Origin of the sequence: Pseudomonas quasicaspiana, from assembly GCF_021147825.1 — a bacterium.
In the GTDB taxonomy this organism is placed as follows: domain Bacteria; phylum Pseudomonadota; class Gammaproteobacteria; order Pseudomonadales; family Pseudomonadaceae; genus Aquipseudomonas; species Aquipseudomonas quasicaspiana.
The window spans coordinates 15,981-34,416 of the sequence record NZ_JAGTPI010000050.1 but is presented as its reverse complement, the minus strand read 5'-3'; the positions used below and the strand labels follow the sequence as shown (position 1 = coordinate 34,416).

The 18,436-nt window shown below is 56.8% G+C and carries 20 protein-coding genes and 1 pseudogene; 10 read left to right on the top strand and 11 right to left on the bottom strand.

The features are described 5' to 3' along the window. Positions 1–148: 148 nt before the first annotated feature. The 3 genes from zipA (at position 149) to KDX30_RS22665 (ending at position 5,030) form a co-directional block, all read left to right on the top strand. Entirely contained in the window at positions 149–988 is an 840-nt protein-coding gene (zipA, locus tag KDX30_RS22675) for a cell division protein ZipA (RefSeq protein WP_027898913.1), read from the top strand. Positions 989–1,171: 183 nt separating this feature from the next. Then, the gene (ligA, locus tag KDX30_RS22670) at positions 1,172–3,535 is read left to right on the top strand and encodes an NAD-dependent DNA ligase LigA (RefSeq protein ID WP_231677554.1); all 2,364 of its coding nucleotides are present in this window, start codon (positions 1,172–1,174) and stop codon (positions 3,533–3,535) included. A 328-nt stretch (positions 3,536–3,863) separates the two neighbouring features. Further along, positions 3,864–5,030: a zinc-binding metallopeptidase family protein gene (locus KDX30_RS22665; protein ID WP_231673674.1), complete on the top strand. Its 1,167-nt coding sequence runs from the start codon at positions 3,864–3,866 to the stop codon at positions 5,028–5,030. A gap of 165 nt (positions 5,031–5,195) precedes the next feature. On the opposite strand, the gene KDX30_RS22660 is transcribed toward KDX30_RS22665, so the two are convergent. Then, complete coding sequence (locus KDX30_RS22660; protein WP_231673675.1) at positions 5,196–6,200, bottom strand: NADP-dependent oxidoreductase; 1,005 nt, start codon at positions 6,198–6,200, stop codon at positions 5,196–5,198. A gap of 219 nt (positions 6,201–6,419) precedes the next feature. On the opposite strand from KDX30_RS22660, the gene KDX30_RS22655 reads away from it, so the two are divergent. Continuing rightward, positions 6,420–7,352, top strand: a complete 933-nt coding sequence (locus tag KDX30_RS22655; RefSeq protein ID WP_231677553.1) for a S66 peptidase family protein — start codon at positions 6,420–6,422, stop codon at positions 7,350–7,352. Positions 7,353–7,407: 55 nt separating this feature from the next. Here the strand turns inward: KDX30_RS22655 and KDX30_RS22650 are convergent, their stop codons facing one another. Beyond that, positions 7,408–7,674: a hypothetical protein gene (locus KDX30_RS22650; RefSeq protein ID WP_231677561.1), complete on the bottom strand. Its 267-nt coding sequence runs from the start codon at positions 7,672–7,674 to the stop codon at positions 7,408–7,410. Here KDX30_RS22650 and KDX30_RS29905 point away from each other — a divergent pair. Both KDX30_RS29905 and KDX30_RS29900 read left to right on the top strand, forming a co-directional pair. Then, positions 7,652–8,770 (top strand): annotated as a pseudogene (locus KDX30_RS29905) (HAMP domain-containing protein); the annotation flags it as partial. The gene KDX30_RS22650 and the pseudogene KDX30_RS29905 sit on opposite strands and share 23 nt — an antisense overlap. Beyond that, positions 8,750–9,631, top strand: coding sequence for a methyl-accepting chemotaxis protein (locus KDX30_RS29900; RefSeq protein WP_406643969.1), 882 nt, complete (start codon positions 8,750–8,752; stop codon positions 9,629–9,631). The pseudogene KDX30_RS29905 and the gene KDX30_RS29900, both read left to right, overlap by 21 nt. Before the next feature lie 161 nt (positions 9,632–9,792). Here KDX30_RS29900 and KDX30_RS22640 read toward each other — a convergent pair whose 3' ends face one another. Continuing rightward, on the bottom strand, positions 9,793–10,986 hold the full coding sequence (locus KDX30_RS22640; protein ID WP_099267313.1) for a benzoate/H(+) symporter BenE family transporter: 1,194 nt from the start codon (positions 10,984–10,986) through the stop codon (positions 9,793–9,795). A gap of 168 nt (positions 10,987–11,154) precedes the next feature. After that, a complete protein-coding gene (locus KDX30_RS22635) occupies positions 11,155–11,625 on the bottom strand; it encodes a MarR family transcriptional regulator (protein WP_231677552.1) in 471 nt (156 codons plus the stop codon). 82 nt (positions 11,626–11,707) lie between these two features. Here KDX30_RS22635 and KDX30_RS22630 point away from each other — a divergent pair, with 82 nt between their 5' ends. The 3 genes from KDX30_RS22630 (at position 11,708) to KDX30_RS22620 (ending at position 14,075) form a co-directional block, all read left to right on the top strand. Further along, a complete protein-coding gene (locus tag KDX30_RS22630; protein ID WP_231677551.1) occupies positions 11,708–12,874 on the top strand; it encodes an aminotransferase-like domain-containing protein in 1,167 nt (388 codons plus the stop codon). Between the two features lie 33 nt (positions 12,875–12,907). Then, positions 12,908–13,510 (top strand): glutathione S-transferase family protein, encoded by a 603-nt coding sequence (locus KDX30_RS22625; protein WP_099267310.1) that lies wholly within the window; start codon positions 12,908–12,910, stop codon positions 13,508–13,510. A gap of 172 nt (positions 13,511–13,682) precedes the next feature. Continuing rightward, positions 13,683–14,075, top strand: coding sequence for a lysozyme inhibitor LprI family protein (locus KDX30_RS22620; protein ID WP_231677550.1), 393 nt, complete (start codon positions 13,683–13,685; stop codon positions 14,073–14,075). Positions 14,076–14,096: 21 nt separating this feature from the next. On the opposite strand, the gene KDX30_RS22615 is transcribed toward KDX30_RS22620, so the two are convergent. The 4 genes from KDX30_RS22615 to KDX30_RS22600 all read right to left on the bottom strand — a co-directional run bounded on the left by KDX30_RS22615 (position 14,097) and on the right by KDX30_RS22600 (position 15,965). Beyond that, positions 14,097–14,468, bottom strand: a complete 372-nt coding sequence (locus KDX30_RS22615) for a glutathione S-transferase N-terminal domain-containing protein (RefSeq protein WP_027898902.1) — start codon at positions 14,466–14,468, stop codon at positions 14,097–14,099. 76 nt (positions 14,469–14,544) lie between these two features. Beyond that, entirely contained in the window at positions 14,545–15,090 is a 546-nt protein-coding gene (gene folE, locus KDX30_RS22610) for a GTP cyclohydrolase I FolE (protein ID WP_027898901.1), read from the bottom strand. A gap of 276 nt (positions 15,091–15,366) precedes the next feature. After that, entirely contained in the window at positions 15,367–15,678 is a 312-nt protein-coding gene (locus tag KDX30_RS22605; protein WP_231677549.1) for a HigA family addiction module antitoxin, read from the bottom strand. An 8-nt stretch (positions 15,679–15,686) separates the two neighbouring features. After that, the gene (locus KDX30_RS22600; RefSeq protein WP_027898899.1) at positions 15,687–15,965 is read right to left on the bottom strand and encodes a type II toxin-antitoxin system RelE/ParE family toxin; all 279 of its coding nucleotides are present in this window, start codon (positions 15,963–15,965) and stop codon (positions 15,687–15,689) included. 191 nt (positions 15,966–16,156) lie between these two features. Between KDX30_RS22600 and KDX30_RS22595 the strand changes: the two genes are divergently transcribed. Next, positions 16,157–16,351: a hypothetical protein gene (locus tag KDX30_RS22595; RefSeq protein ID WP_231677560.1), complete on the top strand. Its 195-nt coding sequence runs from the start codon at positions 16,157–16,159 to the stop codon at positions 16,349–16,351. A gap of 33 nt (positions 16,352–16,384) precedes the next feature. Here KDX30_RS22595 and KDX30_RS22590 read toward each other — a convergent pair whose 3' ends face one another. The 3 genes from KDX30_RS22590 to KDX30_RS22580 all read right to left on the bottom strand — a co-directional run bounded on the left by KDX30_RS22590 (position 16,385) and on the right by KDX30_RS22580 (position 18,276). Beyond that, positions 16,385–16,942: a Smr/MutS family protein gene (locus KDX30_RS22590; RefSeq protein WP_231677548.1), complete on the bottom strand. Its 558-nt coding sequence runs from the start codon at positions 16,940–16,942 to the stop codon at positions 16,385–16,387. Positions 16,943–17,130: 188 nt separating this feature from the next. Then, on the bottom strand, positions 17,131–17,451 hold the full coding sequence (locus KDX30_RS22585) for a hypothetical protein (RefSeq protein WP_027898897.1): 321 nt from the start codon (positions 17,449–17,451) through the stop codon (positions 17,131–17,133). Positions 17,452–17,685: 234 nt separating this feature from the next. Next, entirely contained in the window at positions 17,686–18,276 is a 591-nt protein-coding gene (locus KDX30_RS22580; RefSeq protein ID WP_027898896.1) for a cysteine hydrolase family protein, read from the bottom strand. Positions 18,277–18,436 lie beyond the last annotated feature (160 nt).

Sequence of the window (18,436 nt, the reverse complement as noted above, 5' to 3'; positions counted from 1 at the left end):
TGTAAAGTTACCTTTGGTCGTGCTAGTTTAATGTCCACTTTTTCTTTTCGCGTGGGCAAATTGCCAGTCAGAACAGAGACTTGGCACCACGTTTTAAAGGGGTTTAGGCCCTTATTTCAAGCATTCTTCATTAGAGGCACTGGATTACATGGAAATCGGTCTGCGCGAGTGGCTGATCGTCATCGGCATAATTGTCATTGCCGGTATTCTTTTTGATGGCTGGCGCCGTATGCGCGGCAGCAAGGGGAAATTGAAATTCAGGCTGGACCGCAGCTTCTCGAACCTGCCGGATGACGATGAACCGTCCTCCGCCGAGTTGCTGGGCCCACCGCGAGTGCTCGACACACATAAAGAGCCGCAGCTCGACGAGGAAGACCTGCCGTCGATGAGCGCGACGCCGCGTCAGAGCAAGCGCAATAACAAACGCAAGGATGAGCCGCAGCAAGGCGATCTCAACCTGGACATGGACGGCCCGAGCCTGTTCACCGGGCGCGAAGATGCCTTCGAAGATGACAAGCCTGCCCAGCGCATCACCGAAGACAAGGATCTGCCGCCTGTTGAGGAAGTGCTGGTCATCAGCGTTATTTGCCGCGACGAAAGTGGCTTCAAAGGCCCTGCGTTGTTGCAGAACATTCTGGAAAGCGGTCTGCGTTTTGGTGAGATGGATATTTTCCATCGTCACGAAAGCATGGCAGGCAACGGTGAAGTGCTGTTCTCCATGGCCAATGCCGTCAAGCCTGGCGTATTTGATCTGGATGACATCGACCACTTCAGCACCCGTGCCGTGAGCTTCTTCCTCGGCTTGCCGGGGCCGCGTCATCCGAAACAGGCTTTTGACGTCATGGTCGCCGCTGCTCGCAAGCTGGCCCATGAACTCAATGGCGAACTCAAGGATGACCAGCGCAGCGTCATGACCGCGCAGACCATTGAGCACTACCGTCAGCGCATCGTCGAATTCGAACGCCGCGCATTGACTCAGCGTCGTTGATTTATGCTTGGGTAAACATCCTGTGGGAGCGAATTCATTCGCGAGAGGCCGGTAGATTCAACATCATCGTTGACTGATCTATTGCATTCGCGAATGAATTCGCTCCCACGGGTTATGCCCTGATAGACCGTACCAACATCTGAGCAGCCTAGGCTGCTCTTTTGCTTTTGAAGAGAACACCGCATGAAAGCCGCCGAAACCCGAATCCTTGAACTGCGCGCCGAACTGGATCAGCACAACTACCGCTATCACGTCCTCGACGAGCCGAGCATTCCGGACGCGGAGTACGACCGGCTGTTCCACGAGCTCAAAGCGCTGGAAGCAGAAAACCCCCATCTGGTCACGCCTGATTCGCCCACGCAACGGGTCGGCAGTGCAGCGCTGTCGGCATTTACTCAGGTGCGTCACGAAGTACCGATGCTCAGCCTGGGTAACGCCTTCGAAGAAGTCGACATGCGTGAGTTCGACCGCCGCGTCACCGAAGGGCTGGACTTGCCTGCCGGTGATTTGCTTGGCAGCGGCGCAAAAGTGCAATACAGCTGCGAACCCAAACTCGATGGTCTTGCGGTCAGCCTGTTGTACCGTGATGGCGCTCTGGTAAGGGGCGCTACACGTGGCGACGGCGCCACCGGGGAAGACATCAGCATCAACGTGCGCACTGTGCGTAATATCCCGCTGAAGCTGCATGGCACCGGCTGGCCCGAAGTGCTGGAAGTGCGCGGTGAAGTGTTCATGTCCAAGGCGGGCTTCGAGCGGCTCAATGCGAGTCAGGCGGAAATTGACGGCAAGACTTTTGCCAACCCGCGTAATGCGGCAGCGGGTAGCCTGCGTCAGCTGGATTCGAAGATCACCGCTAACCGCCCGCTGGAATTCTGTGCGTATGGTCTGGGCCAAGTGTCTGCGGAAATCTCTGACACCCATATCGGCAACCTGAACCAGCTCAAGGAATGGGGTATGCCGGTCAGTCGCGAACTGAAACTGGCAGATGGCATTGAAGAATGCCTTGAGTATTACCGTGACATCGGCGAGCGGCGTCTGGCCCTGACCTACGAAATCGACGGTGTGGTGTTCAAGGTCAACGACCTGGCTGCACAACGCGAGCTGGGTTTTCGTGCCCGTGAGCCGCGTTGGGCCATCGCCCATAAATTCCCCGCCATGGAAGAACTGACCGAACTGCTCGACGTCGAGTTTCAAGTAGGGCGTACGGGCGCTGTTACGCCGGTAGCACGCCTTAAGCCCGTGAAGGTAGCAGGCGTGACTGTCGCCAACGCGACCCTGCATAACATGGACGAAGTGGCACGTTTGGGACTGATGATCGGCGATACCGTGATCATCCGTCGCGCAGGCGATGTGATTCCTCAAGTGGTGCAAGTCGTGCTTGAGCGTCGTCCGGAAGACGCCCGCGCGGTAGAAATCCCGCAAACCTGTCCGGTGTGTGGTTCCCATGTCGAGCGCACGCAGTTGATCAAGCGCAGCAAGGGCAAGGAAACCGTCAGCGAAGGCGCGGTTTACCGCTGTGTGGGTCGACTGGCCTGCGGTGCGCAACTCAAGCAGGCGATCATCCATTACGTCTCGCGACGGGCCATGGATATCGAAGGCCTGGGCGACAAAACCATCGAACAGCTGGTTGACGAAAAACTGATTGGTTCGCCAGCCGATCTCTATGCACTGACCTTTGAGCAAATCGTCGATCTGGAGGGCTTCGCGGAAATCTCCAGCAAAAAGCTGCTCAAGGCCATCGAAGACAGCAAGCAACCCACGCTGGCGCGGTTTATCTATGCGCTGGGTATTCCGGATGTGGGCGAGGAGACCGCCAAGGTGCTGGCTCGCTCACTGGCGTCGCTGGAGCGAGTCAAACAGGCGTTGCCTGAAGTGCTGACGTATTTGCCGGATGTCGGTCTTGAAGTAGCTCATGAGATCCACAGCTTCTTTGAAGACGGGCACAACCAAAATGTGATTGACGCGCTGCTGAACGAGCGCGGCCTGCAATTGCAGGATGAGGGTGAGCTGGGCGCAGAGTTCGCTGCCAGCGCGACGCTGGGTGGCATGGTCGACAAGCTGAACATCCCTTCGGTAGGTCCCGGTGCCGCTCAGAAGCTGGCCGACAAGTTTGGCTCGCTGGAAGGCATCATCAAGGCTGACTGGCTGGACATGCGTCAGGCCTTGCCCGAGAAACAGGCCAGAGCGGTGCGTGAGTTTTTCGACAAACCGGAAAACGCCGAACGCGGGCTGGCCATCGAAGCCCAGTTGAAAGACTTCGGCATGCACTGGCAGAGCGAGAAAAAAGTCGTCGAAGGCTTGCCTTTGGCGGGGCAGACCTGGGTATTGACCGGTTCGCTGGAACTGATGAGCCGCGACGTAGCGAAGGAAAAACTGGAAAGCCTGGGGGCCAAGGTGTCCGGTTCCGTATCGGCTAAAACCCACACCGTAGTCGCCGGGCCGGGGGCCGGGTCAAAGTTGACCAAGGCCAACGAGCTGGGTTTGAAGGTGCTGGATGAAGAGGCGTTTGTAGGATTTTTGGCGAAGCATGGCATCGCGGTGGATTGAAAGGCCATGTGCTGACCTGACGGGATAAGTGCTTCATGTGGGAGGTCTATGTTTGCCTGCAAACTGATGTGCGATGCAAATCCTGTGGGACCGAATTTATTCGGGAAGGCGGCATTTCAGACGATACACAGGCTGCGTATGTATCGGCCCCTTCGCGAATGAATTCGCTCCCACGACGTTCGCGCAATCCCTTTACCTGTGGATGCCCCACGGGGCGTCATCGCCCAGAAGATCGATGATTCAGCAAAGATCCACGTCACGCATCAACTCCACGGAACGACGGCAACCGGCGATGATCTAGTGCATGCTGGCCCACCAGGAGATCGCCATGTACCGGTTTTTCGAGCAACTCAGTTCACGTATTGCTGCACCTTTTGTTGGCGAGACCCGGCGTAACAGCAAGGTTTGGCAGTGCCAGTGTGGTCAGTCTGTATTCTTTCCCAATACCCAGTGTCTGGCCTGCTCCGCGGCGCTTGGTTATCTGCCAGAGCAGGGACGGGTTGCAGCTCTTGAGCCTGGCCCCGATCAAGACACCTGGCGCCTGAGTGACGAGCCGGGAGCCGGGTTGTATCGGCGTTGTGCCAACGTTGATACGCCTGCGGCCTGCAACTGGCTGTTTCCCGCCGATGACAGTGGCGAGTTCTGCATTGCCTGTAGCTTGAACAAGACCATTCCCGACCTGTCGATCCCGGAAAACGGTGAGCGCTGGTGCAAGGTGGAAACCGCCAAGCGTCGACTGGTTGCGCAGTTGATTTCCCTCGGGCTGAAAGTCATCCCCAAAACTCAGGACGAAGAGCGCGGGCTGGCCTTTGAGTTTCTTGGCGTTGATCTGGAAGGCAAAGCGCCGACCACCGGGCACGCCAACGGCTTGATCACCCTGGATATCAAAGAGGCGGACGACGCCCATCGCGAAAAAATTCGCGTACAGATGCACGAACCGTATCGGACTCTGCTCGGGCATTTCCGTCACGAAGTGGGCCACTACTATTGGGATCGGTTGATCGCAAATACCTGGTGGCAGGACGGGTATCGCAACCTGTTCGGCGATGAACGCGCCAGTTATGCCGAGGCACTGGATCATCATTACCAGAACGGGGCGCCTGCCGACTGGCAGCAGAACTTCGTCAGCGCCTACGCCACCATGCATCCCTGGGAGGATTGGGCTGAGACCTGGGCGCATTATCTGCACATGATGGATGCAGTCGATACCGCGCTGGGTTTTGGCATGAGTGCCCGGGATATGGACCTGGATTATCAGCCCTTCCCGCTGGAAACCCTTTACGACCCGCAACACCCCGGCGGGCCTGCGTTCCTGTCATTCGTCAATGCCTGGATCGAACTGGCCGGGATGCTCAACGAGCTTTCGCGCAGCATGGGCCAGCCTGACTTCTATCCGTTCGTCCTCCCACCTGCAGTGATCACCAAACTGCATTTCATTCATCTGGTGATTCAGGATGCAGGCGGCAAGGCGGATGAGGTGTTGCAAGCGCAGTAAGGTCGGCAAAACAATGGACCTGTAGGAGCTCACGAGCAACGCGAGGCAGCGATAGCGGCTTGTCTGACACTCCGCCATCGCTGCCTCGCGTTGCTCGTGAGCTCCTACAAAAACCTCATTTCAAATCAGAAGATTAATTTTGATAAGACTCTGATACCTGCAGATTTAAACCTTCAACACCAACTTCCCGAAATTTTCGCCCTTGAACAGCTTCTGCAGGGTTTCGGGAAACGTCTCCAGCCCATCGACAATGTCCTCACGGCTCTTTAGTTTGCCCTCAGCCATCCAGCCGGCCATCTCCTGCCCGGCAGCGGCAAACTTGCTGGCGTAGTCCATGACCACAAAACCCTCCATGCGGGCCCGGTTGACCAACAGCGACAGGTAATTGCTCGGCCCTTTGACGGGCGAGGTGTTGTTGTACTGACTGATCGCGCCACAGATCACGACCCGCGCCTTGGGCGCCAGACGGCTGAGTACGGCGTCGAGAATGTCGCCACCGACGTTATCGAAATAGACATTCACGCCATTGGGACACTCACGCTTCAGACCTGCCAGAACATCCTCGCTCTTGTAGTCGATGACGCCGTCGAAGCCCAGCTCATTAACCAGCGATTCACACTTCTGTTTACCACCCGCGATGCCAATCACTCGGCAACCTTTAAGCTTGGCGATCTGTCCGGCGACACTTCCCACGGCACCCGCTGCGCCGGAAATCACTACGGTGTCGCCACTCTGCGGCGCTCCGACATCCAGCAGCGCAAAGTAGGCGGTCATGCCGGTCATGCCCAGCGCTGAAAGGTAGCGGGGCAGCGGTGCGAGTTTAGGGTCGATTTTGTAGAAGCCTTTAGGCTCACCAAGGAAGTAGTCCTGAACGCCCAGTGCGCCCTGAACAAAGTCACCTTCCGCGAACTGTTCGCTTTGCGAGGCGATCACTTCGCCCACGCCCAGTGCGCGCATCACCTCGCCCAGACCGACAGGGGCGATGTACGACTTGCCCTCGTTCATCCAGCCGCGCATGGCCGGATCCAGTGACAGGTAATGGTTCTTGACCAGAATCTGCCCGCTTGCCAGCTCGCCGACCGGTATTTCCTGATAAGTGAAGTCTTCGCGACTCGCCTGGCCGACCGGGCGTTTGGCGAGCAGGAATTGGCGGTTGGTGTGGCTGCTCATGGCATTTCCTCATAAATAGTCAAAGATTGATTGAAGTCGCTGAGGCGTTGCCCGGCAAGTGAAGATCATCGTGCGAATGCGTTGCGATCCAGTTGGATGATGAGCAAGCGCGCGCCCGCTGGCGGTAGGTTTTCAAAATCAGGTAAATGTTTTTCGGTGTGGATCGACAGCCGAGACTAATCTACATTGGCCCACTGACCTGAAACTTGAGCTCTTGTAATGTCTTCCATCTGTTTGCCAACCCTTCGCCCTCATGCGCTCCGCCCCGGAGATGCCGTCGCTCTGGTTTCACCTGCTGGTCCCGTGGCGGCAGCAAAGGTCGAAAGTGCGGCAGAGGTTCTCAAGAGCTGGGGTCTCAAGCCCCGGATTTATGCTCACGCACTGGATACTCATTCTTTTTATGCGGGCACTGATGAGCACCGGCTTGCAGACTTCAATGCTGCGCTGGCTGATCCGGAGATCCGCGCACTGTTTTGTAATCGTGGCGGCTACGGCGCGCAACGCATCGTTCATCATCTTGATTTCGACGCGGTTAAACGCGATCCGAAATTGGTGATTGGTTTTTCTGATATCACTGCGTTTCACGGTGCGCTTTGGCAGCATGCGCGACTGGCAACCATCCACGGGCCGGTGGCCAGTCAGCTTGAGCGCGGCGGCCTGTTCGTCAGCGGTTTGCGACACGTGACCATGAGCACCGAACCGGTTCTGGTCGCAGCCGATGCAGCGGAGCGCACCTTCGATGTGCGTACCCGCGGCACGGCTCATGGTGTATTGCTGGGAGGCAATCTCAGCATACTCAGCAGCAGCGTGGGTACTGATTACATGCCAGATCTCAACGGCGCCATTCTGCTGATCGAAGATGTGAGCGAAGCGGCCTATCGTGTCGATCGCCTGCTTACTCATCTACTCAACAGTGGTGCGTTGAATGGATTGGCAGGCATTGCGGTTGGGCAGTTCAGCGAACCTAAAGGCGCTACCGGATCGATCACCCATTCGAGTGTCTTGATGGAACGACTGGGTGATCTGGGCATTCCTGTTCTGGGCGGTCTTTCCATTGGCCATGACGCTATCAACCACGCGGTGCCGCTAGGCATCGAAGCCACACTCGATGCGGATGCGGGAACCTTGCTGGTGGGGGCTGCGACTTGCTGAATACCCCTGCGCACGTTTAGCGCTCCACGCAGGGTAATCGCTCCGAATCGGACGTTTACCCTGCAACTGCTGCCAGGTCATCCGCTGCTTTTATGCTCAAGTCTCGACGTCGCACGCAGGCTGATAATCCCAAGTTGCCCCGGATAAGTCTGAAAACGACTTCGGCATAGCTATTTGCCATTATCTCGGCGTCAAAGACTTGTACATCTTCAGGCTCATTGCGAATCTGCACGATTATTGAATGGCGTGAATCAACGGCCTGAGTGTTCGGCCAGAACGCCTTGAGTGATCGAACGGAGATGAGCGCTATGATTTCGGCCATGCAAGCTCGCGTTGCCAACCTTGGGATGGCAAAGAAACTCGGCGTGGGTTTCACGCTGGTTTTGCTGCTGACCGCGCTGGTAGCCGCTATTGGTGTCTGGTCGCTGAAAAGCATCAGCGCTCACTTCGATGGCCTTAACCAGATGTCTTCCCTGAACAGCGGGCTTCTCAAGGTCAGGTTGCTGGAGCAGGAATACGCGCTGCGCAGTGATCCGAAGATCGTTGAGCAACTGCATGTTGGCGTTGATGAGTTGAATGCACTGGCTGAGCAATTGAAAAGTCAGTCCCCCGCTAGCGAGTCACGCATGACCGAGGTCCAGCAGACGTTGGGGGCTTATCGCAGGTCCTTCGATCAGTTCGTCGATATCAGCCAAAGCAAGGACATTGCGCTGGAAATGGCCAGTTGGTCCGTCTCTAGCGTCGCCAACAATCTGGATGTTTTACAGGCCGGGCTAGCGGATGACGGCGCCTATGGCCTTAAGGAGTCCAAGGGCGAGCAGGGTTCGGAGTTCATCGAGCAGGCCAATCAGGTCAGCCAGGTCTCAAAATTGATGATGCAGGCAATGGACGAGGCCCGGGTGCGTCTCGATAAAAGCCGCAAGACAGGCTCGGGTGACGAGGTCAAGACTGGCAAAATCACGCAGGCGGATGATGCCAAGGCGTTGGTCGAGGAGCTCAAAGGTGTCGTCAAGGACGAGGGCTACCAGACTGTGTTGGGTGAAGTCAGTACGCATATCGTCAATTTCACTGAAAAACTGAGTGAATACACCGACCTGCTCGACAGCGAAGCCAAGGTATCACTGCAACTGGCTGCCAACGCCACGCAGGTCGTCGAGCAAGTGAAGCAAGCCTACGCCGCCGAAGATCAGTCGATGCAGGCGCAACTCACCACGAACACGTTGCAGATCATCGGCTCATCGGTGGGGGCCTTGTTGGTGGGTGTGATGGCTTCGCTGTTGATCACTCGCCTGATCGTTCACCCGTTGCGCAGCGTCATTGCCATTGCGCAACGTATTGCTGCGGGGGACCTGAGCGGTAGTATCGACGTACGGCGCAAGGATGAAATCGGCCAGTTGATGCTCGCCATGCAGCAGATGGGGGCTGGCCTGAGTGGCATCGTCAGTGGTCTGCAGGCAGGTATCGATCAGTTGGCCAGTTCTGCGCATTCTCTTTCGGCTGTGACTGAGCAGACTAATCGCGAAGTCAGTCATCAGCAGGAAGAGACCGAGCAGGTCGCGACGGCCATGAACCAGATGACGGCAACTGTGCATGACGTCGCCCGCAATGCGGAACAAGCGGCGCTTGCCGCGCAGAGCGCTGATGAGAAGGTCGACAGCGGCCAGACAGTGGTGCGTCAGAGTTTGCAGCGCATTGAGCAATTGGCCAGTTCTTCCGCGTCGGCCATCGACAGCATTGAAAACCTGAGCAACGAGATCCAGAACATCGGCACGGTGCTTGGGGTCATTAAAAGCGTGGCCGAACAGACCAATCTGTTGGCGCTGAATGCGGCTATCGAAGCCGCGCGCGCAGGTGAGCAGGGCAGGGGCTTTGCCGTGGTTGCCGACGAGGTAAGAGCGCTGGCCAGGCGAACTCAGCAATCCACTGAGGAAATCGAACGACTCGTCAGCAGCCTTCGCAGTGGTGCTTCAGCCTCCGTGGCACAAATCCAGAGCAGTGGTGAACTGGTCAGGCTTGCGGTCAGCGATGCGCTGCAAACCGAAAGCGCGTTGGGCAGCATCGCCGCGGCGGTTTCAATGATCCAGCAGATGAACCAGCAAATTGCCGCAGCGGCAGAGCAACAGACGTCGGTCGCCGAAGAGATCAATCGCAGCGTCACTAATATTCGCGCCAGCGCCGATCAGTCCGCCCTGGCCATGCGGGGCAATGCAGCGTCGAGTACTGAGCTTGCATCACTTGGGACCGAGCTCAAGGGGATGGTTGGGCATTTCAGGTTGTAGCGAAACACTGAATCTTTATTGGCCCGTAGGAGCTGCCGAAGGCTGCGAGCACTTAGTCTGATGCACCGCCATCGCAGCCTTCGGCAGCTCCTACAGACCACTTGTTTGTGGCGCAGGATCATCTTCGAATCCGGTAGATGTATTTCTGAAGCGACCTGCTTCTACCGACGCGACGTCCCATTCAGGATCAGCATCGTCACAACCCCCGCCACAATCCCCCAGAACGCCGATCCGATCGAAAGCAGGGTCAGGCCTGACGCCGTCACCATGAAGGTGATCAGTGCCGCTTCGCGCTCCCTGGGTTCGTTCATCGCAACGGTCAGGCCGTTGATGATCGAGCCGAACAACGCCAAAGCGGCGATCGATAGCACCAGTTCCTTGGGGAACGCACCAAACAGCGCCGCCAGCGCTCCACCGTAGATGGCGGCAATGGCGTAGAAGATTCCGCACCAGATGGCCGCCGTGTACCGCTTGTCGCGGTCCTCGTGAGCGTGGGTGCTGGTGCAGATGGCCGCGCTGATAGCGGCCAGATTGAGTCCGTGGGAACCGAACGGCGCCAGCAACAATGAAGCGATACCGGTGACTGAAATCAGCGGAGAGGCTGGTACGTGATAACCATCAGCACGCAACACGGCGATGCCCGGCATGTTCTGTGACGTCATGGCCACCACAAACAGCGGAATGCCGATGCTCACCGTTGCCGCCAGAGAAAACTCTGGCGTCGTCCAGACCGGCATCGAGACCTCCAGCGTAAAGCCGCTGAAGTCCAGCAAACCCAACCAGCCTGACAGCGCAGTACCCACCAGGAGTGCAGCCAGTACCGCGTAGCGTGGCGATATCCGTTTGATCAGCAGGTAGGTGAAGAACATGCCCAATACCAGCGCGGTGCGGTGTTGGGCGGCGACGAAGATTTCGCTGCCGATCTTGAACAGAATGCCGGCCAGTAACGCCGCAGCCAGAGAGGCGGGAAGCTTTTTTACCAGTCGGTCAAAGCTGCCGGTTACCCCGCAAATGATGACGAGCACTGCACTGGTGATAAATGCACCGATGGCTTCTGGATACGCCACTCCGCCCAGGCTGGTGATCAGCAAAGCTGCGCCGGGGGTCGACCAAGCCACGGTGATGGGTGTCCGATAGCGCAAGGAAAGACCGATGCTGCACACAGCCATACCGACGAACAATGCCCAGATCCACGAAGATATCTGCGCACTGGTCAGCCCGGCTGCCTGGCCTGCCTGAAACATCAGCACCAGCGAACTGGTACAGCCCGTCATCATGGCGATAAAACCAGCGACGATTGCGGCGGGGGAAGTGTCGGCCAATGGGCGCAGACGGGCGAGGGGTGAGGCGTTCATCAATCCATCCTTGAGCAGTGCAACGGCAGGCCGCAAGCGTAAACGTACTGGTATCAAAGTGTTGCGATACAGCGGGATTCGTAAACGTGAGTACAGTTACGAAGCAGCCCAATCCTGGCTGCAAACGCGTTTATTTATATTTTGTCTAATAGGAGCCGATGTCAGGTTTCAGTCATCTTCACGAGAAGCAGGCCGGGCACCACTCTGCAACGTCCTGCCCAGTGCTTCGTTGACCTGCAGCCAGCCGTCAACGGCTTCAAGACCCGCCTCGGCAAAAACGCGCTGCAACAACTTCACTTGTTCGCGCCGCAAAGCCTGTTCGAACTTCGAGCCTTCTTCGGTCAGCCCCAGCAAGCGTTTGCGCTTGTCGCTGTCGGGGGCGGTGCTATGTACCAGGTCCATGGCGATCAGTTGGCGCAGCGGCGCATTGAGTGCCTGCTTGCTCACACCGAGCACGCAGAGCAGCTCTTTAACGCTCAAACCGGGATAGCGGGCAATGAAAAATACGATGCGCTGATGCACCCGGCTGAAGCCTCGTCGGGCAAGCATTTCGTCAGCTTTAGCCGTGAATGCCTGGTAGCCGAAGAAAAAAGCTTCCATGGCGGCTTGTTGGGATGCGGAATTTTTAAGGTCAAGCATATTGACGTATCTATGTCTGGCGTCGTAATTTCGGTCAACCAGTTTGACTTATTTCCAATTACTTCGGCTAGCGGTGATCTCAATGGCTTTCTCTGAACGCGTGTCCCGGCTTAAAAGTTCTCTGATTCGTGAAATCCTTGCTGCGGCCCAGCGTCCGGAAGTCATGTCGTTTGCCGGTGGCCTGCCAGCCGAAGCCATGCTGCCCAAAGTGGAGTGGGCGGACATGCCTGTTGCGCTTGGCCAATACGGCATGAGTGAAGGCGAGCCTGGCTTGCGCGAAGCCCTGGCTGCAGAGGCGCGAGCTATCGGCCTGCAGTGCGACGCCAGTCAGGTGTTGATCGTCAGCGGCTCGCAGCAGACGCTGGATCTGGCGGCCAAGCTGTACATCGACAAAGGCACGCAGATCGTGCTCGAAGCACCGACATACCTGGCGGCGTTGCAGATTTTCCAGTTGTTCGGTGCTGATTGCCTGACAGTGCCGCTGCAAACCGATGGTCCGGATTTGCAGGCCTTGCGACGACAACTGGAGCAACACCAGCCTGCGTTCGCCTACTTGATTCCGACTTTCCAGAATCCCTCCGCAGTGCGTTACAGCGAAGCCAGTCGTGTGGCCGTGGCTGCTCTGCTGGATGAATTCGGCGTGACCTTGATCGAAGACGAACCCTATCGCGATCTGACGTTTGATGGCGGCAGTGCCAAGCCCATCGCCAGCCGTTTGCAAAAGGCCAGCTGGATCTACACGGGTACCGTGTCGAAAACCCTGTTGCCAGGTTTGCGGGTCGGCTACCTGATTGCCAGTCCTGATCTGTTCCCGCATTTGCTGCGTTTGAAGCAGTCTGCCGATCTGCACACCAACCGTTTAGGCCAGTGGCAGGCCCTGCAATGGATCGGTACCGAGCACTACCGCGAACACTTGTCTGAGTTGCAGACTTTCTACCGTCAGCGGCGGGATGCATTTGAGGCTGCACTAAAACGACATTTTGCCGATATAGCTGACTGGAACAGCCCGCAAGGTGGTTTGTTTTTCTGGCTGACGCTCAAGCAACCAATGGATACACGGACTCTGCTCGACGAAGCGCTCAGGCAGGATGTCGCGTTTATGCCGGGGGAGCCGTTTTTCGCTGATCCAGATGCCAACCATGGTTATCTAAGGCTCAACTTCAGCCACATTGATCCGGCCCGTCTCGATGAGGGCCTGAAGCGATTGGCGGCGGTCGTGCGTCAGGCCCGGTTGGAGCGAGCCGCTTAGCTGCGGGCATCAAGGGAATTCAAGGGGACGGGTATGTACAAGGTTTACGGCGATTACAAATCGGGCAACTGCTACAAGATCAAGCTGATGCTCAACCTGCTGGGCGTCGAGTATCACTGGGTGCCGGTGGATATTCTCAAGGGTGAAACCCAGACCGCAGCGTTTCTGGAGAAGAACCCCAACGGCAAGATCCCTGTCCTGGAGCTTGAGGACGGCACCTGCCTGTGGGAATCCAATGCGATCCTCAATTTCCTCGCCGATGGCAGCCAGTACCTGCCGAGCGAACCGCGACTGCGCACGCAAGTGCTGCAATGGCAGTTCTTCGAGCAGTACAGCCATGAGCCGAGCATCGCAGTCGCGCGGTTTATCCAGTTTTATCTGGGGCTGCCTGAAGAGCGTCTCGAGGAATATCGTTCGTTGCACAAGGCTGGCTACCGCGCCCTCGCGGTGATGGAGCAGCAGCTGAAACGTACGCCGTTTCTGGTGGGCGATCACTTTTCCATCGCAGACATTGCGTTGTATGCCTACACCCATGTTGCCCATCAGGGTGGTTTCGACCTGACGCCATACCCTGGCATCGAGCAATGGTTGGAGCGGGTGAAGGCGCAACCTGGCTATGTAGGCATGCTGGACTGATCGCGACGGACACCTGAAAAGCCGGTCATGCAACATGACCGGCTTTTTTATGTCCGATTGTTTTAGCAGAGCTGAAATCACTTGGCTGTGTCAGCACAGGCATTTAGTCTGCGCGCCCTTCGGGAGAGGCCCCGTAGCCCGATAACAACGACTTTAAGGAAAGGAGTTCCCGATGCGCTTTTCAATGATGGCGGTGCTGATGTTCATGGCGCTGGGTATTGGCTGCTCTGCTTCGGCACAAAACACAGACTGTGATGCCAGCCAGGCTGCGATGAATCGTTGCGCAGGTCAGCAACTGGCAACGCTGGATGCGGCGCTGAACAAACAATACAAGGCACAAATAGCGTACTTGCAGACGCCTGAGAAGAAGCAGGCGTTCAAGGCTGCGCAGCAGAAGTGGATTGCTTTCCGTGATGCGGATTGTATGTATCAGGCAGGCAAGGCTGAAGATTCCGGCTCGATGTGGCCGCTGCTGCAATCCCGGTGTCTGGCAGAGCAGACCAGGGTGCGCGTCGAGCAGTTGAAACAGTATGCGGCGTGCCGTCAGGAGGGCTGCCCGAATTGATATCGGGCGTTCGCCGTTGAATCAGATCGCTGCGAAGCGCTGATTCAGGTAATCAATGATAACTTTGGACTCATACATCCAGGTGGTCTTGCCATCTTCCTCGATGCGCAGGCAGGGCACTTTGATCTTGCCGCCTTCATTGAGCAGTGTCTCGCGATCCTGTTCGTTGTTTTTTGCATCACGCAGCGCAACCGGAACGTTGAGCTTGTGCAGGGTACGACGGGTTTTGACGCAGAACGGGCAGGCATTGAACTGATACAGGCTGAGATTCTTTGCTGACTGCTCGACAGCCGCCTGAGCTTCGGGCGTGCGTTTTTTCTTCGCCGGACGGGTGATGAAGTCGATGAAGATGACCAGTTGGCCAAGACCAACCCTCAATGCTTTTATAAACACGTAAAAGACCTCGCGAGAAACAGGCGGGAACGTATCGCCCAAGGCCCGGCGAGTGATCAGCCGGGCAGGGCGTCGGTCACTTGATGAGGCTGAGGAACTCGCTGCGGGTAGCAGCGTTGTTGCGGAATTCACCGAGCATCACTGAGGTGATCATCGACGAATTCTGCTTTTCGACACCGCGCATCATCATGCACATGTGTTTGGCTTCGATCACTACGGCAACGCCCAGTGCGCCGGTCACTTGCATTATTGCTTCCGCGATCTGGCGGCTGAGGTTTTCCTGGATCTGCAGGCGGCGGGCATACATGTCCACAATGCGCGCGACCTTGGACAGACCCAGCACCTTGCCATTGGGGATATAGGCGACGTGCGCCTTGCCAATGAACGGCAGCAGGTGATGCTCGCACAACGAATACAACTCGATGTCCTTGACCATCACCATTTCGCTGGCGTCGGAGCTGAACAGGGCACCGTTGGTAACCTCTTCCAGCGTTTGTTCATAACCGCGACACAGATACTGCATTGCCTTGGCAGCACGCTTGGGAGTGTCGAGCAGACCTTCGCGGGAAACGTCTTCCCCCAGTTGGCCAAGGATCGCGGTGTAGTTCTGTTCCAGTGTCACAGGGGTTGATTCCATAAAGTTTTCAGATAGGTACCATGTCGGGTCGTACCAATTTGTACCAATCAAGCTCTATTCGAGTTGCCCGATCTCGCCCCAGCCAGTGCCGGAGTTCTGCGATGGTATAAATCGATAGCGGTATTTGCCCGCTTTGCCCAGGCTGGCGCCGAGCTTTTTCTGTCAGGCCGCACATAGTAGCGTAGGTATGACCGTAGTTGTATTGCCGTCTATTACAGAAGGGCATATTGGCGCTACAGCAGCCTGATCGTTCAGGTTTCTTTAGCTGAAGGCACAGCAGTCGAGAAGGTGAACATCACGGTAGATTTCTTCGCCTTTCTCGATCTCTGCCTTACGCAGGTCGTAGGAAGCTTGAAGGTTGAGCCAGAACTGCGCAGATGTGCCGAGTGCCTTTGCCAGACGCAATGCAACATCTGCACTGATATTGCGCCGCTCTCTGACAATATCGTTGACTGTCGGAGCAGAGACATGAAGGGCGCGGGCGAGTGCCGCGGGGGTCACCCCCAGCGGTTCAAGAAATTCCTCTTTGAGAATTTCTCCCGGATGTATCGGGCGCATGCCGTTCTTATGCATGGTTCACCTCAGTGATAGTCAACAATTTCTACATGTTCCGGTCCATTGCTGCCCCATATGAAGCAGACTCTGAACTGAGCGTTGATGCGTATGCTGTGCTGACCCTCTCTGTCTCCATGAAGCTCCTCCAGTCTGTTTCCGGGGGGCGACTTGAGATCTTTCAGCGCCGTTGCGGCATCGAGCATCGCGAGCTTTCGTTCTGCTACATTCTTTAACCCGCTCCAACGTCTGGTCTTGCCAGTTTCAAACAGTGCCTGGGTATCGATGCAGCGAAAACTCTGAATCATCTGTAATGCTTAACGTTATTCGTTAAGCTTGAGTATATAGCTACACGATCATTTATCAAGCGGCATCTCAGACGGAGCGCGATTGTATCCAGTCGCTTACCAAGCCCCTACCAACCCGCGACAGAAATAAGCCCTCACGCGCTGTCTGAATGAGCAGGTAACAAATACCTGTCGCATGAGAGAGTGAAGTGATGTTCGGTCGATTGATTAAAGTGGCAATGGTGGTTGCAGTGCTGTCTACGGTTTCAGGCTGCTGGCCGTTTTGGGGTCCAGGTGGACCTGGCGGTCATGGTGGTGGCGGGCATGGCGGCGGTGGCGGTGGCGGTCACTATGAAGGTGGCGACCGCGGTGGTCCAGGTGGCGGCGGTCCGGGCGGTCGTCCGTAACTCGCCCCGGTTTTTCATTCAGGTTGCGACGGATTACTCGTCGCGACCTTCCATCATGTTCCGCTTGAGAATCACGTAAACCGCTCCCGCGCCGCCGTGTTTTGCCTGGCACGAACAGAAACCCAACACTTGAGGATGTTGCCGCAGCCAGGTATTGACGTGGCTTTTGATCATGGGGCGCTTGCCGTCCAGTCGCACAGCCTTGCCATGAGTGACACGCACGCAGCGGACTTCCAGTTTGGTTGCTTCAGCGAGAAACTCCCACAGGGTTTCCCGCGCGACCTCTACCGTCATGCCATGCAAATCCAGACTGCCCTCGAAGCTGATCTGCCCGAGCTTCAGCTTGCGCATCTGGCCTTCCTGCACGCCATCGCGGGACCAGCTCAACACATCTTCCGGCCCGACATCGATCACGAACTGATCTGACAACCCATCGACTGTCACCGAATCGGTGCGCACCGTCGCGGACTGACGCAGTCTGGCCAGGAGTTTACGGTCGGTCTTGGGTTTGCCTACATCGGCATATTCTTGCTTGATGGGCTTGACGCCGCGTAACTCGTTTTTGAACAGGGAAAAATCGTCGTCTTGCATGTCAGCCTCCGCGAAGGGGGCTAGTTTAACCAAGTCGCGGTGTGAGCGGTGGTGTGATGCACATATAGGGCGTGGGACCGGCTTTAGTCGGGAAAAGGCCGGTATGGTCAGCGAAATGTGACATCAGGAATGCTGCCTTTCCCGCTAAAGCCGATCTCACGTGCAAGCAGTGTTTGCCGACAAGTTTTTCAATCCTGCTTTTTCATCAAGTGCGGCGACATGTTCAAGCCATTCTTGCGACGACTACCCACGCGGCAGCGACGCCATAGCCAGATGCCAACGTAGAGCACCAACAAGCCACTTAGTACAACGAGCGCTGCGCCCAGCGGGCTGGCATTAAGCTCACCCAGCACCTGGGGCCGACCAATCAGGCTGGAAACACCGGCCATTGCCAGCAACACGCCGAAAGTCGCCAACAGGGCAGCAATGGCCGAACCAATGCGCACGCCCCAACTGCCCGATCCTTTTGGACGCAGGCGACGGGCGTCAAAACCGTCGGATACTTTCATTCCGATTTTCCTCCAGAGTATCGGGGTCTGACCCGGACAGGCGGCGGCTGGTTCCCGCAGGCAGAGGATTCAGGGCAAATGACGGGTATTAATGGATAGGCGGTAATGTGAACAGCGTCACATAACCGCGAATACAGCGAATGGGGTACGACAGCCGCGAGGCGTGGTGCACGCCGGCGCGGAGCTGTGATGCTCTTGGCCGGGCAGGGGGAGTCTGGGCTGGTTTCTAGCGGTTCAGATCAAGTCTTTGGTGAGTGCCAGGGTCGCGAAGTTATCGTTCATGATCGCCATTTCAGTGCGATGAACAATGTGGGCGCTAACGACTCCGTCGGGGCTTGGCAGGTCTCGCGTCGCACAGGCGTCGTCTACCAGCGTGCAACGATAGCCATAATCCTTCGCCGCCCGTACTGTCGTGCTGATGCTCGAATGGCTCATGAAACCGCAAACAATAAGGTCCAGATGACCAAGGCTTTGCAACAAGTCGTCAAGGCCGGTGCCGTTGAAAGCGTTGGGCAGACGTTTTTCAACGACGCGTTCATCTTCCAGTGGCTTCAACTCAGGCATGAACTCACCGCGCTCACCTTGCGGGTCGAACAAACCACCGACAGTGCCGAGGTGGCGGATGTGCACAACCGGGCATTTGCCGGCACGGGCCGCCGCAACCAGTTTGCAGATGTTGGCGGCTGCTTCGTTAACGCCTGTCAGGGCCAGCGGGCCGCTGAGGTATTCTTTCTGGGCATCAATAATGATCAGCGTGGCATTACTCAAAGTGGCCGCTGCATAGCCACGGCCGCTGAGTTGAAACATGGTCTTTGGATCGGACATCTGGGGCTCCTTTGTGTGGGGCTTTTGCGTCATTCTCCTCCGCCTGAACGGTTCTGGGAATGGCGACGGTGAGAAGCTCCGGTTTCTCTGGCCTGTAGCGGCGTTGATCGATCTGGGCGGTGAGCATTATGCCTTGATTGAAATGCCACGTATCCAAAAC

Bases quoted from the DNA above. Each gene is read 5' to 3' on its own strand.
- zipA (WP_027898913.1), top strand. From the start codon at position 149: ATGGAAATCGGTCTGCGCGAGTGGCTGATCGTCATCGGCATAATTGTC.
- ligA (WP_231677554.1), top strand. From the start codon at position 1,172: ATGAAAGCCGCCGAAACCCGAATCCTTGAACTGCGCGCCGAACTGGAT.
- KDX30_RS22665 (WP_231673674.1), top strand. From the start codon at position 3,864: ATGTACCGGTTTTTCGAGCAACTCAGTTCACGTATTGCTGCACCTTTT.
- KDX30_RS22660 (WP_231673675.1), bottom strand. From the start codon at position 6,200: ATGAGCAGCCACACCAACCGCCAATTCCTGCTCGCCAAACGCCCGGTC.
- KDX30_RS22655 (WP_231677553.1), top strand. From the start codon at position 6,420: ATGTCTTCCATCTGTTTGCCAACCCTTCGCCCTCATGCGCTCCGCCCC.
- KDX30_RS22650 (WP_231677561.1), bottom strand. From the start codon at position 7,674: ATGGCCGAAATCATAGCGCTCATCTCCGTTCGATCACTCAAGGCGTTC.
- KDX30_RS29900 (WP_406643969.1), top strand. From the start codon at position 8,750: ATGCTCGCCATGCAGCAGATGGGGGCTGGCCTGAGTGGCATCGTCAGT.
- KDX30_RS22640 (WP_099267313.1), bottom strand. From the start codon at position 10,986: ATGAACGCCTCACCCCTCGCCCGTCTGCGCCCATTGGCCGACACTTCC.
- KDX30_RS22635 (WP_231677552.1), bottom strand. From the start codon at position 11,625: ATGCTTGACCTTAAAAATTCCGCATCCCAACAAGCCGCCATGGAAGCT.
- KDX30_RS22630 (WP_231677551.1), top strand. From the start codon at position 11,708: ATGGCTTTCTCTGAACGCGTGTCCCGGCTTAAAAGTTCTCTGATTCGT.
- KDX30_RS22625 (WP_099267310.1), top strand. From the start codon at position 12,908: ATGTACAAGGTTTACGGCGATTACAAATCGGGCAACTGCTACAAGATC.
- KDX30_RS22620 (WP_231677550.1), top strand. From the start codon at position 13,683: ATGCGCTTTTCAATGATGGCGGTGCTGATGTTCATGGCGCTGGGTATT.
- KDX30_RS22605 (WP_231677549.1), bottom strand. From the start codon at position 15,678: ATGCATAAGAACGGCATGCGCCCGATACATCCGGGAGAAATTCTCAAA.
- KDX30_RS22600 (WP_027898899.1), bottom strand. From the start codon at position 15,965: ATGATTCAGAGTTTTCGCTGCATCGATACCCAGGCACTGTTTGAAACT.
- KDX30_RS22595 (WP_231677560.1), top strand. From the start codon at position 16,157: ATGTTCGGTCGATTGATTAAAGTGGCAATGGTGGTTGCAGTGCTGTCT.
- KDX30_RS22590 (WP_231677548.1), bottom strand. From the start codon at position 16,942: ATGCAAGACGACGATTTTTCCCTGTTCAAAAACGAGTTACGCGGCGTC.
- KDX30_RS22585 (WP_027898897.1), bottom strand. From the start codon at position 17,451: ATGAAAGTATCCGACGGTTTTGACGCCCGTCGCCTGCGTCCAAAAGGA.
- KDX30_RS22580 (WP_027898896.1), bottom strand. From the start codon at position 18,276: ATGTCCGATCCAAAGACCATGTTTCAACTCAGCGGCCGTGGCTATGCA.